The organism is Kitasatospora sp. GAS204B (assembly GCF_029892155.1).
Lineage (GTDB): Bacteria > Actinomycetota > Actinomycetes > Streptomycetales > Streptomycetaceae > Kitasatospora.
In genome coordinates this window covers 164,597-179,323 of the sequence record NZ_JARZAG010000013.1, presented here as the reverse complement: position 1 = coordinate 179,323, position 14,727 = coordinate 164,597, and the positions used below count along the sequence as shown (strand labels likewise).

Below are 14,727 nucleotides of genomic sequence, written 5' to 3'. Positions count from 1 at the left end.
ACGGCGAAGGGGCTGTGGACAACGAGGATCGTTGTCCACAGCCCCTTCAGAGCTGTTCAGGGGCTAGTTGCCCTGGGGTGCTTGTCCGGGGTTGGAGAAGGGCGGGGAGCCGAAGGTCCCGCCGATGGGACCCCCTTTGGTTGGCGTGGCCGCCGTCGTGGTGAGCGTGATGGTGGTACTGGGGTCCACCAGGGTGTTCGGCGGCGGGTTCGTGTTGGTGACGATCGCGTCGTTGCCGCTCGGCCCGGAGAAGGTCCACTTGGTGAAGCCCTTGGCGGTGAGTGCCGCGGTGGCGTCCTTGACGTTCATGTTGGTCAGGTCGGGCAACTGCACCTGCGTCGGCGCGGCGTAGATCGTCAGGGTGATCTGGGCGCCCTTGGCCGTCTTGGTGTTGGCCGGCGGGTTCTGCACGGCGACCGTGCCGACCACCTGGCTCGGGTTGGTGGACGGCGCGGTCTTCGAGGTCGAGTCGATCGACGTGAAGCCCTGCTGCTGCAGTGCCTGGACGGCCGCCGCGGTGGGCTGGCCGACCACGTTGGTGATCGCGATCTTGCCCGGGCCCTGCGAGATGACGATGGTGACCTGGCTGTTGGGCGCCGCCTGGCTGCCGCCCGTCGGGGTCTGCGAGACGACCGAGTTCTGCGGGGTGGTGTCGTCGTTGGCGTACTGGGTGCTGACCTGGAAGCCGGCCGAGGTCAGTGCCTGGGTGGCGGCGTCCGCGGTCTGGCCGGTGACCGTGGGGACCGGGCTCTGGCCGGGGCCGCTGGAGAGCTGCACGGTGATCTGGCCGTTGTTGGCCATCTGCGCGCCGGCCGCCGGGTTCTGCTGGCAGACCAGGTCCTTGGCGACGTTGTTGCAGGGGATCGGGTCGCCCTGAGTGACCGTCAGCTTGCTGCTGGCGGCCTTCGCGGCGGTGGTGGCGTCGGCGATGCTCTTGCCGGTGAGCGTCGGCACGGTGATCTGGGTCGATCCGCCGCTGCCCCCGCCGCCCTTGAACATCGCGGAGGCGACGAAGAAGGAGCCGACCAGGACCAGCACCGCGGCGACGGCGAGGATGATCCAGGAGGTGTTGCTCTTCTTCGGCTGGTCGTCCCGGCGGCGGCTGCGCGGGCCCTCGCCGTAGCCGTCGTCGCCACCGTAGCCGTCGTCGTAGCCGGGGCCGCCCTGCTGGCCGACCGGGGGCAGCATGGTGGTCGGCGCGGCGCCGTGGCCCTGCTGCGGCAGCAGGTTGGTCTGGCCGTACGGGTCGTGGTCGACCGGGTAGCCGTTCTGGTCGTAGCCGTAGCCGCCCATGCCGTACGCGGCGGCCTGCTGGGCGGCGGCCACCGGGAGGCCGTCGAGGAAGCGCTCGATGTCGTCGCGCATCTCGTCGGCGCTCTGGTACCGGTAGTCGCGGTCCTTGGCGAGCGCCTTGAGCACGATCGCGTCGACCTCGGGGCGCACCTCGGGGTCGTAGCTGGACGGCGGCTGGGCCTCCTCGCGCACGTGCTGGTACGCCACCGCGACCGGCGAGTCGCCGATGAACGGCGGACGCACGGTGAGCAGCTCGTACAGCAGGCAGCCGGTGGAGTAGAGGTCGGAGCGGGCGTCCACGGTCTCGCCCTTGGCCTGCTCGGGCGAGAGGTACTGCGCGGTGCCGATCACGGCCGAGGTCTGGGTCATCGTCATGCCGGCGTCGCCCATGGCGCGCGCGATGCCGAAGTCCATCACCTTGACGTTGCCCTGCCGGGTCAGCATCACGTTGGCGGGCTTGATGTCGCGGTGCACGATGCCGGCCCGGTGCGAGTACTCCAGCGCCTGCAGGATGCCGATGGTCATCTCCAGCGCGCGCTCCGGCAGCAGCCGGCGCCCGGAGTGCAGCAGCTCGCGCAGCGTGGAGCCCTCGACGTACTCCATCACGATGTACGGGATGGAGATGCCGTCGATGTAGTCCTCGCCGGTGTCGTACACGGCGACGATCGCGGGGTGGTTCAGCGAGGCGGCCGACTGGGCCTCACGGCGGAACCGGGCCTGGAACGACGGGTCCCGGGCCATGTCGGCCCGGAGCGTCTTCACCGCTACGGATCGGCCGAGCCGGGTGTCGTGGGCGAGGTAGACCTCGGCCATGCCACCGCGTCCGAGGACGCCGCCGAGCTCGTACCTGCCGCCGAGGCGACGAGGCTCTTCCATAGTTCCGACCCTCTCCCTCACCGGGCGGTGAGGATATGACGTAGGTGTCCCCGCACGTGCCAGTACTGACGCTGCCCTCGCCACGTTGGTTCTGTGACGCCGATCTCCGGGCCCCGTCGAACCGTGGCCCTGAGCCGCGGGCACACCCGCTGCTGGCGGATACGCTACCGGTCGCCGCCGTACCAACTCGACACGCCCGGCAGCTGAGACCAGACCGGTATCCGATCACACGTCCGATCGCCCAGTATGGCCCAGCTCGTCGGAAAGCCGTCAGGGTCAGTGCCCGATGACGGCCTGCATGATCGACTTGGCGATCGGCGCGGCGATGCTGCCGCCGCTGATCTCGTCGCTGCTCGCGGCGCCGTCCTCGACCACCACGGCGACGGCGACCGGGATGTCGTTGCCGACCTTGGCGTACGAGACGAACCAGGCGAACGGCAGCCCCTTGTTGTCGGTGCCGTGCTGGGCGGTGCCGGTCTTGCCGCCGACCTCGACGCCGGGGATCTGTGCCAGCTTGCCGGTGCCGTTCTGCACCACGGCGACCATCATCTGCTGCAGCTTCTGCGCGGTGGCGGGGCTGACCGCCTGGTCCATCTCCTTCTCGGCGTGCGTGGAGACCACGCTGCCGCTGCCCGACTTCTCCTGGCCGACCAGGTAGGGCTGCATCAGCTTGCCGTTGTTGGCGACCGCGGCGGCCACCATCGCCATCTGCAGCGGGGTGGCGGCGGTGTTGTGCTGCCCGATGGCGTCCATCGCGGTGCCGTCGGGGGTGGAGTCGCTCGGGAAGGTGCTGGCGGCCGAGCGGATCGGGGTGTCGACGGTGGCGTTGAAGCCGAACTTGTTCGCCTGGGCGAGCAGCTTCTCCTCGCCGAGGTCCGCGCCGAGCTTGCCGTAGACGGTGTTGCAGGAGATCGCGAAGGCGTCGATCAGGGTGGCCTGGCCGCACGCCTCGCCGGGGCTGTCGTTGTTCAGCACGGTGTTGGTGCCCGGCAGGACGTACTGGTCCGGGGTGTCCGTCTGGTCGGTCGGGTTCTGGTACTTGCCGGTCTCGAAGGCGGTGGCGGCGGTGACGATCTTGAAGGTCGAACCCGGCGGGTAGGTCTCCTTGAGCGCCCGGTCCAGCATCGGCTGGTTCGGGTCGCTGTTGAGTGCGTTGTAGGTCTTGCCCTCGGCGGTGCTGCTGCCGGCGAAGGTGCCCGGGTCGTAGGACGGGGTGGAGACCAGGGCCAGGATCGCGCCGGTGCGCGGGTCGATGGCGACCGCGGCACCCTTCTTGTTCCCCAGGCCCTGGAAGGCGGCCTGCTGGGCCTTGGAGTTGATCGTGGTGATCACGTTGCCGCCCTGCTTCTTCCCACCGGTCAGCGCGTCCCAGGTGTCGCCGAAGAAGAGCCGGTCGTCGGTGCCGGCGAGGATCCCGTTCTCCAGCGACTCCAGGCCGCTGGATTTGAAGACCTGCGAGGAGTAGCCGGTGATCGGGGCGTACAGCGGCCCGTTGGTCCAGGTGGTCTTGTACTTGTACTCGTAGCCGGTGGTGAGGTTCGAGCCGGTCATCGGCTGCCCGTCGGCGGTCATGATGGTGCCGCGCGGGTAGGAGTACGCGTCGAGGGTGCTGCGGAGGTTGTGCGAGTTGCTTGCGTAGGAGTCGGCCGTCACGGCCTGGATCCAGTTGGTCCGCAGCAGCAGCGCGAAGATCAGGACCATGCAGAAGACGGAGACCCGTCGAATGGGCTGGTTCATTGAGACGCGGTCCCCTCCTCGGTGCGTACTGCGCTTGGCACGGCGAAGTCATTCAACCGCACGAACGCTCACCCGCTGACCGCCCGGGTCGCTTCCGGGGGCGGGGCCGACGGCCCCGCCCCCGGAAGCGGCGGTCGGGCCGCTCAGGAGCAGTTCTTCGCCAGCGGCTGCTCGTCCGCGGTGAGCGGGGGCGGTCCGCTCGGGGAGGCGGGGGCGCTGGGCGAGCCGCCGGCCTGCGGGGTCGTGCTCGGGCTGGGTTGCGCCGTGGTGGTGGCCGAGGGGCTCGGCACGGCCGGTGAGGCGCCCACCCTGGGCGTGGTCTCCAGCGCGGCGTTGGTCGCCGTGGCGGCCGGCGAGGCACCGCCCTGCTTCAGCTTGTGGCAGGCCGAGGCCTGCGCCCTGAAGTGGTCGGCCTGTGCGGTGGCGGCGCTCAGGCTGTCCGCGGAGACGGTGCTCCGCAGCTGGCTCTGCTGGTCGGCGGGCAGGTCCGTGATCGCCGCGTCCGGGTACTCCTGCTGGACCGAGGAGAGCTGCAGCCCCGGCAGGTCCTGGTTGATCCCCTGGTACACGGCGACGTGGCCGTCGCGCTCGCCGACGTAGTACTGGCCCTGGGTCCACTGGTAGCCGGCGTACGCGGCGCCGCCGACCAGGCCGAGCGCGAGCACGGTGATCGCCGAGCGCCGGAACCAGCGGCGCTTCTTCGGCTGCTCGGGGACCGGGTAGCCGTCGGGCTCGGCCGGGGCGGTGCCGTAGCCCTCGCCGGGCTGGCCGGTGCCGTAGCCCTCCTGGGGATAGCCGGCCTGGCCGTAGCCGTCGCCGTACCCCTCGCCGTAGCCCTCCGGGTGCGCCTCGCCGTAGGTCTCGCCGTAGCCCTCGGCCGGGCCGAAGCCACCGGGCGCGCCGCCGTAGCCGGCGGGCGGGCCGAAGGCGCCGGGCGGCGGGGACTGCGGGCGGCCGAGGCCCGCGGCCCGGCCGGCCGGGGTGTCGATGATCTGGTGGTCCACGGCGGTGCCGTGCGGGCCCTCGGCCACCGCGCCGACCACCACGGGGGCGGTGGCGAACTGGCCGCTGAGGGTGTCGCTGGGGCCCACGTCGAGCACGTCGGCCACGACGCAGGTGATGTTGTCGGGGCCGCCGCCGCGCAGGGCGAGCTGGATCAGCTCCTGGATGGTCGGCTCGGGGGCGTAGAAGCTCCCCAGCGTCTCTTCCAGGGTCTGGTGGCTGACCGGTCCGGACAGGCCGTCGGAGCAGATCAGGTAGCGGTCACCGGCCCGGACCTCGCGGATCGACAGGTCGGGCTCGACCTGGCCGCGGCCGTCCAGCGCGCGCATCAGCAGCGAGCGCTGCGGGTGCGTCTCGGCCTCCTCCGGAGTGATCCGGCCCTCGTCGACCAGCCGCTGCACCCAGGTGTGGTCCTGGGTGATCTGGGTCAGCGCGCCGTCCCGCAGCAGGTAGGCCCGCGAATCGCCGACGTGCACCAGGCCCATCCGCTCGCCGGTCCAGAGCAGCGCGGTGAGGGTGCAGCCCATGCCCTCCAGCTGCGGGTCCTGCTCGACCATCACGCGCAGCCGCTCGTTGGCGGCCTGCACGGCGTCGTTCAGCAGGGTCAGCAGGTCGGCGTGCGGGTCGGCGTCGTCGAGCGAGATGATCGAACTGAGGGCCTCGGCGGAGGCCACCTCACCGGCCGCCGCGCCGCCCATGCCGTCGGCCACGGCGAGCAGCCGAGGGCCGGCGTAGCCGGAGTCCTCGTTCCCCTCCCGGATCAGGCCCTTGTGGGAACCGGCGGCGAAACGCAGCACGAGGCTCATACGGTGCGTGCCCCCCTCTGGGCCTCGCGCAGGGCCGCGGCAGCCATCGCGCTGCCGTCCCGGCTGGTCTTGGACGGGGTGCTGTCCCTCATGCGCTACTACTTCCGCAGTTCGATGACGGTCCTGCCGATACGGATCGGCACTCCCACCTGCAGCGGCATCGGCGTGGTCAGCCGCTGCCGGTCGAGATACGTGCCGTTGGTGGAGCCTAGATCCTCCACGGTCCACTGCCCAGTCTGGTCGGGGTAGATCCTGGCATGCCGCGATGAGGCGTAGTCGTCGTCGAGCACGATCGTGGAGTCGTGGGCCCGACCGAGCGTGATGACCTGGCCCTGCAGTGCGACCGTGGTACCGGCCAGCGCGCCCTCGACCACGACCAGCTGGGTCGGGCCGGCGGATGCGGCGCGGCGACCGCGCTGGCCGCCGCTCTGGCCGGCCTGGGCGCCTTCCCGCGGACCGCCGGGCTGCTGCCGCGGCGGGGCGGCGACCGGGGTCGGAGCCCCGCCGGCGGTCGCCGTGGCCGCGGCGCGCCCGCCGCGTCGGCCGGCCCTGCCGCCTGCCTTGGCGCCGAACAGATCGCTGCGGATCACCTGGACCGCGACGATGACGAACAGCCACAGCACGGCCAGGAAACCCAGCCGGAGGACTGTCAGAGTCAGTTCGGACACCGGAGCTCGCCCTACCCTTCGACCTGTCGGTAGATGATCGTCGTGGAGCCCACGACGATCCGCGAGCCGTCGCGGAGCGTAGCGCGCTGGGTGTGCTGTCCGTCCACCACGATGCCGTTGGTGGACCCCAGGTCGAGCACCATGGCCGGGGTGCCGGGGCGGATCTCGGCGTGCTTGCGGGAGACCCCGGGGTCGTCGATCCGCACGTCCGCCTCGGTGGAGCGGCCCAGCACACAGGCGCTGCCGGTGATCTGGTGGCGGGTGCCGTTGACCTCGATCCAGCGCCGGGTGCCCGCGCCGGTACCGGCGCCGGGGAACGGGCGCACATTGCTGCCCATCCCGGCGGTCGGCGGTGCCGGGGGCATGGCCGGCGGCGCGCTCGGCGCGGGCGGCGCACCGGCGTACGTCGGCGCACTGCTCTGCTGCCACGGTGCGCCCTGCGCACCCGGTGCCTCGCTCGGCGCGCGGCCGTGGCCGGGCTGGGCCGGCGCCGCGGCGGCCGGCGGCTCGGGGGTGTCGCCGGCCAGGGTGCGGCTGCGCACCCGGTACAGACCGGTGTCCAGGTCGTCGGCCCGTTCCAGGTTCACCTGCAGCGGGCCGAGGAAGCTGTAGCGCTGCGCCTCGGCGTACTCCAGCACCATGCCGGAGAGCTCCTGGCCGAGTTGGCCGGCGTAGGGGCTGAGCCGCTCGTAGTCGTGCGGGCTGAGCTCGACGATGAAGTCGTTCGGCACCACGGTGCGGTCGCGGTTCCAGATGGTGGCGTTGTTGTCGCACTCGCGCTGCAGCGCACCGGCGATCTCCACGGGCTGGACTTCGGACTTGAACACCTTGGCGAAGGTGCCGTTCACGAGACCCTCGAGTCGCTGCTCGAACTTCTTCATGACTCCCACTGGGCACCCCCTTCCAAAGGTCTCTCGGCTGCTGGGTCGGGCCGCCGCGGGCCCGATTGCGGAACTTCCGTACTGATCGTATCCACGCCTTGGCCATCTGTACGGTTCCCCGGCCACCCGCCGCGGGCGGGTGGGCTTGCGCACACCTTGGCCGCCGCGGCGGTTCCGGTGCAACGAGAGGTACCCCTGGCGGTGGATGCTCATCCCTCGCTCACCCGTTCGCCAAGCCGTCCGTCGGACAGTTGACCGGGCTGTTCGTCGAGCCGTTCGAGTGGCGCTTCGGAGGCAGACGTGCAGGCCGTGGCCTGGGAACGATTCGTAGGTTGCTCGAGGGGCGTGCTAATGTTTTCCACGTCGGAAGGGGCGCCCGAGAGGGAGCCGAAGCCGGCCGAGTGGGAAGCGAAGCGGGTCCAAACCGATTCGACCTCACCCGGACGATCGGTTAGCATCTTCGACAACACCTTGCGCGGGTGGCGGAATAGGCAGACGCGCTGGATTCAGGTTCCAGTGCCCGAAAGGGCGTGGGGGTTCAACTCCCCCCTCGCGCACAGATGAGGCCGGTCGGTCCGACGAAAGTCGGGGCGACCGGCCTCAACGCATTTCCGGGCCCCGAAGCGGCCCGCCCGTGGGGCCGCTTCGGCAGGGCTCAGGACCGCAGGTCCGCCAGCCACCGGGGGAACGCGGTCAGTTGGGGCAGCACGGCGTCCGCGCCCGCGGCGGCGAGTTCGGCGGCGGCGTAGGGGCCGGTGGCGACCGCCACGGCCAGCGCGCCGGCGACCCGGGCGCCCTCGATGTCGCCGAGGTGGTCCCCGACGTAGACGCTCGCGCCCTCGGCCCGCAGCACGGCGCCCTTCTGCGCGCCGAAGACCGTCCCGTACAGGCCGTCCACCGGCAGCCGCGCGGCGTCGAGGTTGCGTCGGGCGTTCGGCTCGTACTTGCCGGTGACCACGATGACCCGCCCGCCGTGCCGGCGCACGGCGGCGATCGCCTCGTGGGCACCGGGCAGCGCGGTGGAACCCTCGATGCCGTGCTCGGCGTAGAGCGCGCGATAGCGGTCCGCGACGGTCTGGATCGCCTCGGCGGGGAACCAGTTGGCCAGCTCCTGTTCGACGGGCGGGCCGAGCCGGCTGACCACCAGGTCGCTGTCGATGGCGGTGCCGGTCTCGGCGGCCAGCAGGTCGTAGCACCGCTTGATGCCCGGCCGGGTGTCGATCAGCGTCATGTCGAGGTCGAAGCCGACGGTCAGCGGCGTCACAGGTGCTCGGTCTTCCATGGCCGATCACCTTAGACCGACCGGCAAGTGGAGGACGGCGTCAGCTCTCGCCGCCTTCCTCCTCCTCGGTGTGCTCGAGGGCGATGCCGTGCTTGGTGGCGGTGCGCAGCAGGCCGGCGATCCGGCCCTGGTAGGCCTGGACGCCGTCGAGATCGCCGTCGGCGCGGGCCTGGGCCAGGGCCTTGCGGGCCAGGGCCAGCTGCTCGCGCAACTCCTCGTCGAAGATGCCGGTCACCTGACCAGCATCGCCTCGCCGGTGGCAAAGCTCAACCGCGTTCGTCCTGGCGGCGGCGGGCCCGGACGTCCAGCTGGCCGCGCACCCGCTGGCCGACCGCGGTCGCGGCGGCGGTGAGGAAGACCAGGGTGTAGAGGATCTGCACCATCACGATGACCCGGGCGGTCTGGCTGACCGGGACGATGTCGCCGTAGCCCACCGTCGCCGCGGTGATGACGGTGAAGTAGAGCGCGTCGACCCGGGTGCTCAGGCCGGTGAACTGGTTCGGAGCGCGGGCCAGCGCGAGGTAGCAGGTGGAGAAGACCAGCAGGGTCACGATGCTCAGCAGCAGGATGACGATCCCGGGCAGCCCGCGTGGGCGCTCCAGCATGATCGACTGGATCTCCCGCAGCAGCAGCCCGGCCAGCAGCGCCAGCAGCAGTCCGAAGACGGTCCAGCTGAGCACCGGGTGGTGGGGGCCGAAGGTGCCCAGCGGCACGGTGAAGTAGGCGGCGAACAGCAGCACCGGAGCGCAGGGCAGCAGCAGCCAGAGCCAGAGCGGGGCACGGGGCGGCTTGTCCATGTGCCCAGCCTGTGCGGGCGGCGGGCGGGCGGCTTCCCAGTTGGGCCGTCAGGGGGAGGCCCGGCGGGCGACGGCGGTAGCTTGGGCGTATGGAATCAGTTGCCTTCGTCCGGTCGGTGAACATCGGCACGGCCACCCCGACGGAGTTCTCCGAGCCGGGTGTGACCGGGATCGACAAGCGGTCCGTGGCCGGCCCCGTCGAGGTCTCGGCGCCGGCCCAGGGCGGCGGGCTGGCCGGGGACGCGATCTGCGACCTGCGCAACCACGGCGGCCCCGAGCAGGCCGTCTACGCCTATGCCTGGGAGGACCTGGCGCGCTGGGCGGCGGAGTTGGGGCGCGCGCTGCGGCCCGGGGAGTTCGGCGAGAACCTCACCACCGAGGGCCTGGACGTGAACGGCGCGGTGATCGGCGAGCGTTGGCTGGTCGGCGAGACGCTGCTGCTGGAGGTCTCGGTGCCGCGGATCCCGTGCCGGACCTTCGCGGGCTGGCTGGACGAGCGCGGCTGGGTGAAGCGGTTCACCCAGCGGGCGTTGCCGGGCGCCTACCTGCGGGTGCTCCGGGACGGGGCGGTGTGCGCGGGCGATGCGGTGCGGGTGGTGCACCGGCCCTCGCACGGGCTCGATGTGGCGACCACGTTCCGGGCGCTGACCGGCGAGCCGGAGCTGCTGCACCGGCTGGTGGACGTCGCCGAACTGCCGGTGGCGACCCGGGAGCGGGCGGCTCGCCGGCTGGCCGACCGGCGGGCGGTGTCGTGAGCGGGCGGGGGCCGCGGGAACTGCCGCTGGACGCCGTCGCGGTGGTCGCGGTCGGCGGCGTGCTCGGGGCCGAGGCCCGGTACGAGGCGGGGCGGCTGTGGCCGACGGCGGCCGGCTGCTTCCCGTGGACCACACTGCTGATCAACGTGTTGGGGTGCCTGGTGATCGGGGCCTTCCTGGTGGCGATCACCGAGGGGCGCCCGGCGCACCGGTTGGTCCGCCCGTTCTTCGGGACCGGCGTGCTGGGCGGGTTCACCACGTTCTCCACCTACTGCGTGGACATCCAGCGGCTGTTGGCCAGGGGCGAGGCGGGCACGGCGTTCGGCTACCTGGCGCTCACCCTGGTGGCGGCGATGGTGGCGGTGGCCGGCGGGGCCGGAGCGACGCGGCGGGTGCTGGCCCGCGCCGGGCGGACGCGATGAACGGGCCGACGCTGCGGCTGACGGTGATCGTCGGTGACACCGACACCTGGCACCACCGGCCGGTGGCCACCGAGATCGTGCACCGGGCGCACGCGGCCGGGCTGGCCGGGGCCTCGGTCTTCCACGGGGTGGAGGGCTTCGGGGCGTCCCGTACGGTGCACTCGGCGCGGTTGCTGTCGATGAGCGAGGACCTGCCGGTGGCCGTGGTGATCGTGGACGAGGAGGAGCGGGTGCGGGCCTTCCTGCCGAAGCTGGCCGGCCTGGTGACCCGGGGGCTGGTGACGGTGGAGCCGGTCGAGGTGGTCCGGTTCGGGGAGCCGCCGCGGTGAGCGGATACCTGCTGGTGGCGATCGGGGCGCTGGTGGGGGCACCGGCGCGGTATCTGACGGACCGTGCGGTGCAGGCCAGGCACGACTCGGTGTTCCCGTGGGGGACCTTCGCGGTGAACCTGTTCGGCACCCTGGTACTGGGCCTGGTGACCGGCGCGGTGCTGGCGGGGGCCGCCTCGTCGCACTGGCAGTTGCTGGTCGGCACCGGGTTCTGCGGGGCGCTGACCACCTACTCGACGTTCGGCTACGAGACGCTGCGACTGGTCGAGAGCGGGGCCCGGCGGTACGCGGCGGCCAATGTCGGCCTTTCGCTGCTGGGCGGCGTCGGTGCCGCGTACCTCGGGGCGGAACTGGCCCGGTTGCTCGGCTGACCCGGTTGCTCGGCCGGCCTGGTTGGTGGCCGTTTGTCAGATGGTCAGCTCGCTCTCGATCCGGCGGATGTGATGGCGGGCCATCGCCAGGTTGGCCCGGGCCCGGTCCAGCACCAGGTAGAAGAAGAGGCCCTGGCCGCCGGCTCCGGTGAGCGGGCGGACCAGGTGGTACTGGTGGGTCAGGGTGGTGAGGATGTCCTCCATCGCCTCGCCGCCCGCCTTTCCCTGCAGCTCCGCGGAGCGCAGGGTGGCCCGCACCACGTCGGTGCTGCCGGCCGCCGCGAGGGTCAGGTCGAGATCGGCCGCCTGGCCCAGGGTGCCCAGGGCCATCCCGCTACCGAGGTCCACCAGGGCCGCGCCGATGGCGCCCTCGATCGCCAGGGCCTCCTTGAGGGCAATCTCCACACCGGTCATCGCTGCCTCCACGGGTCGTTCGGATACTCCCGAGCCACTCCCGAGAGTAGGGAGTCGGTCGGGCCCGGACGATCTACTGACCGCTGTTGAGCGATAGTTGATCGAAAGTATCGGCAGTTGGCGGCGGCCTTGGGTGATCGTGGGTCGGAACCGATCGGTTCGGGCTGGACGGGAGTGGTGCGCGTGGTGCGAGCGGTGCGGTGGCGGGTGGGGCCGGCGGGGGCGCGCGGGGTGGTGCTGGTGCTGCACGGCGGTCAGGTGGCCAGTACGGCGCCGGCCCGACCGTGGCAGCCGGCGGCGGTGCGGATGCGCGGGTTCGTCGGACCGTTGGCCAGGGCCACGGCGGGGGCCGACGTCGCGGTGGGGCTGGTGCGCTACCGGTATCGGGGCTGGAACGCGGAGCGGGCGGACCCGGCGCGCGATGTCGTCGAGGCGTTGGACGCGGTGGTGGCCGAGCTGGGGCCGGTGCCGGTGGTGCTGCTGGGGCATTCGATGGGCGGGCGGGCCGCGCTGCGCTGCGCCGGTCACCCGGCGGTCACCGGGGTCGTGGCGCTGGCGCCCTGGTGCCCGCCGCAGGAGGCGGCCGAGCAGCTGGCCGGTCGCGCCCTGGTGACCCTGCACGGGGACCGCGACAAGGTCACCGACCCCGCCGAGACCCGGGACTTCGCGGCCCGGGCCAGGGCGGCCGGCGCCCGGGTGGCCGGTTTCGAGGTGGCCGGGGCCGACCACGCGATGCTGCGCCGCTCGCGCGACTGGCACCTGGCGGCGGCCGGGCTGAGCGCCGCGCTGCTCGGCGTCGGCCCGGCGCCGGACGAGGTGACCCGGGCCTTCGCGGTGCGCGGCTCGGACCGGGCCGGTCTGCGGATCGCGCTGCCACGCGGCCGACGGGGCGTCAGTTGCGGCGTACCGAAGGAACGGTGAGCACGGTTGCGGTGGCCGCCAGCAGCCAGAGCGCGCCGAAACCGAAGACCGTCCTGCTGCCCAGCAGCGCGGCCGCCGGGCCTGCGGCGGCCAGGCCGAGCGGGCCGAGCGCGAAGGCACCCAGGCTGGTGTAGGAAGCCACCCTGGCCCGCGCCTCGGGCGGGATCAGGCGCTGCTCGGCGGTGCTGAAGAAGGTCGCGTTGACCGCCTCGCCCACTCCGCCGACCGCCGCGCCCGCGCAGACCCAGGGCAGCGCGGCGCCCAGCGCCAGGGCCGCCGGGGCCGCCGCCCAGCCGACGGTGGCGATGGTGGCCACCAGGACCGGACGCCTGGGGCGGCGGCCGAGCAGGGCGAGCGCGCCGAGCACCGAGCCGGCGCCGTAGGCGCCGAGCACCAGGCCCCAGGAACGCGCGCCGCCCAGCCGCTGCGCGGCGGTGGCCGGGCCGAGCACCAGGAACGGCGCCCAGACCAGGAGGTTGAAGAGGCCGAAGTGCCCGCAGGTGGTCCAGAGCCAGCTGCGGGAGCGGAACTCGCTCCAGCCAACGCGCAGGTCGGCCAGCAGGGACGGGCCCGGCGCAGCGACCGGTGCCCGTACCGTCAGGCGGGCCAGCGCCAGCACGCTGACCGCGAAGCTGGCCGCGTCCAGGGCCAGTACCGCGCCGGGCCCCGCGGCGGCGGTGAGCAGCCCGGCCAGCGCGGGGCCGGCCACGGTGGCGGTGGACCGGGCCAGCGTGAGCAGGGTGTTGGCCTCGGAGAGCTGGTCGGCCGGGGTGAGCCGGGGGATCAGTGCGCTCAGCGCGGGGCTGAACACCGCCTCGCCCGCACTGCCGACGGCGACCAGCGCGAGCACCGCCCACAGGGGCGGCCGGCCGGTCAGCAGCAGTACCGCGAAGGTGCCCTGGGAGAGGCAGCGCAGCAGGTCGGCGGCGAGCATCACCCGGCGGCTGCCCAGCCGGTCGGCGGCCACCCCGCCGGCCAGCAGGACCAGCACCAGCGGCAGGACCCGGGCCGCCAGCACCAGGCCGAGCGCGCCCGCGCCGCCGGCGGTGCGCAGCACCGCGAAGGCGAGCGCGATCGGCGCCATCGCGGAGCCGAAGAGGGAGACGGCGTAGCCGGGGAAGAAGCGGCGGAATTCACGGTCCTCGGGAAATGGGCGCAGGAGTCCGCGGCGCCCGTCGAGAGCGGTCGTCATGAAGAGCAGAGTGCCCGTCAGAAGAGCGGTCAGGCAAGCGTAATTGAGTGATCGGGAGTCAATTTCCGAGTAGCCTGGGAATGGCGCAGTAAATCCGCGCTGAACTGCGGAAACCGGGAGAACAGGGTGAGTGATTTACTGCGGGAACCGGTCGAATACGCGGTCGCCGTCGAGCGTTATCTGACGGCCGCCCCGTTGAGTGCCGGATCCCGTCGGATCTACCGGATCGCGCTGGTCACCTGGGCCTGGGCGTTGGCCGACCGCCCGGCGCCCGGCGGGGCAGGGCGGCGGCGGGCGGTGCCGCCGGTGCTGCCGCTGGCGGTGCTGGACCAGCCGCACGCTGCCGACCGGCTGCGGGCGCACCTCGTCGAGGGCGGTGCCGCCCGGCGCACCGCGGACCGGGAGCTGTCGGCGCTGCGCGGTGCCGTCCGGTGGTGGCGGGCACAGGGCTGGCTGCGCACCGATCCGACGGCCGGCCTGGTGCCGGTGGTGGCGCCCGGGGCGGGCCCCGAGCCGTTGACGGTGGCTCAGGTCGCCGCGGTGCTGGCGCTGCCCGCGCCGCTGCGCGACCAGGTCTGCTGGCATCTGGTGCACGAGTCCGGGGCCGCGATCGAGCGGGTGCTGGCACTGGACGTCGACGACATCGACGTCTCGGGGCGGCGCGGCCGGGGTCGGGCGGCCGATCTGCGCTGGGGCCCGGGTGCCGCCCGGCTGCTGCCGCTGCTGCTGGTCAGCCGGGCCGGTGGGCCGCTGCTGCTGACCGATCGTCGGGTGCCGGGGTCCGTCCCCGCCGCCGACCGCTGCCCGCTGACCGGGCGCGGGCGGCTCTCCTACCGCCGGGCCGCCGAGCTCTTCACCGCCGCGACCCGCGAGCTGGACCCGGCGGGGCGCGGCTGGACGCTGCGTCAGCTGCGGCCGGCCGGTGCCGGAACGCCGACGGCCGGCCCCGCCTAGCTGGCGGGACCGGCCGGGACGGGGCTG

The 14,727-nt window shown here is 72.9% G+C and carries 16 protein-coding genes and 1 tRNA gene; 7 read left to right on the top strand and 10 right to left on the bottom strand.

What is annotated here, in order from left to right:
• Nucleotides 1-63: 63 nt before the first annotated feature.
• From pknB to P3T41_RS19790, 5 genes are all read right to left on the bottom strand, one after another.
• The gene (gene pknB, locus P3T41_RS19810; RefSeq protein WP_280691291.1) at nucleotides 64-2,169 is read right to left on the bottom strand and encodes a Stk1 family PASTA domain-containing Ser/Thr kinase; all 2,106 of its coding nucleotides are present in this window, start codon (nucleotides 2,167-2,169) and stop codon (nucleotides 64-66) included.
• A 276-nt stretch (nucleotides 2,170-2,445) separates the two neighbouring features.
• On the bottom strand, nucleotides 2,446-3,906 hold the full coding sequence (locus P3T41_RS19805; RefSeq protein WP_280691290.1) for a penicillin-binding transpeptidase domain-containing protein: 1,461 nt from the start codon (nucleotides 3,904-3,906) through the stop codon (nucleotides 2,446-2,448).
• Between the two features lie 143 nt (nucleotides 3,907-4,049).
• Nucleotides 4,050-5,714 (bottom strand): protein phosphatase 2C domain-containing protein, encoded by a 1,665-nt coding sequence (locus tag P3T41_RS19800; RefSeq protein WP_280691289.1) that lies wholly within the window; start codon nucleotides 5,712-5,714, stop codon nucleotides 4,050-4,052.
• 98 nt (nucleotides 5,715-5,812) lie between these two features.
• Nucleotides 5,813-6,382 (bottom strand): FHA domain-containing protein, encoded by a 570-nt coding sequence (locus P3T41_RS19795; protein ID WP_280691288.1) that lies wholly within the window; start codon nucleotides 6,380-6,382, stop codon nucleotides 5,813-5,815.
• Between the two features lie 11 nt (nucleotides 6,383-6,393).
• A complete protein-coding gene (locus P3T41_RS19790; RefSeq protein WP_280691287.1) occupies nucleotides 6,394-7,272 on the bottom strand; it encodes a DUF3662 and FHA domain-containing protein in 879 nt (292 codons plus the stop codon).
• Between the two features lie 464 nt (nucleotides 7,273-7,736).
• On the opposite strand from P3T41_RS19790, the gene P3T41_RS19785 reads away from it, so the two are divergent.
• Nucleotides 7,737-7,820 (top strand) — tRNA-Leu (locus tag P3T41_RS19785).
• A 98-nt stretch (nucleotides 7,821-7,918) separates the two neighbouring features.
• Here P3T41_RS19785 and P3T41_RS19780 read toward each other — a convergent pair.
• The 3 genes from P3T41_RS19780 to P3T41_RS19770 are packed head-to-tail and all read right to left on the bottom strand — an operon-like array spanning nucleotide 7,919 to nucleotide 9,342.
• Nucleotides 7,919-8,545 (bottom strand): HAD hydrolase-like protein, encoded by a 627-nt coding sequence (locus P3T41_RS19780; RefSeq protein WP_280691286.1) that lies wholly within the window; start codon nucleotides 8,543-8,545, stop codon nucleotides 7,919-7,921.
• Between the two features lie 40 nt (nucleotides 8,546-8,585).
• On the bottom strand, nucleotides 8,586-8,780 hold the full coding sequence (locus P3T41_RS19775) for a hypothetical protein (protein ID WP_280691285.1): 195 nt from the start codon (nucleotides 8,778-8,780) through the stop codon (nucleotides 8,586-8,588).
• Between the two features lie 31 nt (nucleotides 8,781-8,811).
• The gene (locus P3T41_RS19770; protein ID WP_280691284.1) at nucleotides 8,812-9,342 is read right to left on the bottom strand and encodes an ion channel; all 531 of its coding nucleotides are present in this window, start codon (nucleotides 9,340-9,342) and stop codon (nucleotides 8,812-8,814) included.
• Nucleotides 9,343-9,431: 89 nt separating this feature from the next.
• Between P3T41_RS19770 and P3T41_RS19765 the strand changes: the two genes are divergently transcribed.
• The 4 genes from P3T41_RS19765 to crcB are packed head-to-tail and all read left to right on the top strand — an operon-like array spanning nucleotide 9,432 to nucleotide 11,219.
• Nucleotides 9,432-10,097 (top strand): MOSC domain-containing protein, encoded by a 666-nt coding sequence (locus P3T41_RS19765; RefSeq protein WP_280691283.1) that lies wholly within the window; start codon nucleotides 9,432-9,434, stop codon nucleotides 10,095-10,097.
• Nucleotides 10,094-10,519, top strand: a complete 426-nt coding sequence (locus tag P3T41_RS19760; RefSeq protein WP_280691282.1) for a CrcB family protein — start codon at nucleotides 10,094-10,096, stop codon at nucleotides 10,517-10,519. The genes P3T41_RS19765 and P3T41_RS19760 overlap by 4 nt, the downstream gene beginning before the upstream one ends.
• Nucleotides 10,516-10,848, top strand: a complete 333-nt coding sequence (locus tag P3T41_RS19755; RefSeq protein ID WP_280691281.1) for a DUF190 domain-containing protein — start codon at nucleotides 10,516-10,518, stop codon at nucleotides 10,846-10,848. Before P3T41_RS19760 ends, P3T41_RS19755 begins: the two co-directional genes overlap by 4 nt.
• A complete protein-coding gene (gene crcB / locus P3T41_RS19750; RefSeq protein WP_280691280.1) occupies nucleotides 10,845-11,219 on the top strand; it encodes a fluoride efflux transporter CrcB in 375 nt (124 codons plus the stop codon). The genes P3T41_RS19755 and crcB overlap by 4 nt, the downstream gene beginning before the upstream one ends.
• Nucleotides 11,220-11,255: 36 nt before the next feature.
• On the opposite strand, the gene P3T41_RS19745 is transcribed toward crcB, so the two are convergent.
• Nucleotides 11,256-11,633 (bottom strand): hypothetical protein, encoded by a 378-nt coding sequence (locus P3T41_RS19745; RefSeq protein ID WP_280691279.1) that lies wholly within the window; start codon nucleotides 11,631-11,633, stop codon nucleotides 11,256-11,258.
• 183 nt (nucleotides 11,634-11,816) lie between these two features.
• Here P3T41_RS19745 and P3T41_RS19740 point away from each other — a divergent pair, with 183 nt between their 5' ends.
• The gene (locus P3T41_RS19740) at nucleotides 11,817-12,554 is read left to right on the top strand and encodes an alpha/beta fold hydrolase (protein ID WP_280691278.1); all 738 of its coding nucleotides are present in this window, start codon (nucleotides 11,817-11,819) and stop codon (nucleotides 12,552-12,554) included.
• Here the strand turns inward: P3T41_RS19740 and P3T41_RS19735 are convergent.
• Nucleotides 12,526-13,746, bottom strand: a complete 1,221-nt coding sequence (locus P3T41_RS19735) for an MFS transporter (protein ID WP_280691277.1) — start codon at nucleotides 13,744-13,746, stop codon at nucleotides 12,526-12,528. The genes P3T41_RS19740 and P3T41_RS19735 overlap by 29 nt on opposite strands.
• Nucleotides 13,747-13,872: 126 nt before the next feature.
• Here P3T41_RS19735 and P3T41_RS19730 point away from each other — a divergent pair, with 126 nt between their 5' ends.
• Nucleotides 13,873-14,700 carry a hypothetical protein gene (locus P3T41_RS19730; RefSeq protein ID WP_280691276.1) on the top strand — a complete coding sequence of 276 codons (828 nt, stop codon included), beginning with the start codon at nucleotides 13,873-13,875 and terminating at the stop codon, nucleotides 14,698-14,700.
• The last annotated feature ends 27 nt before the right edge of the window (nucleotides 14,701-14,727 follow it).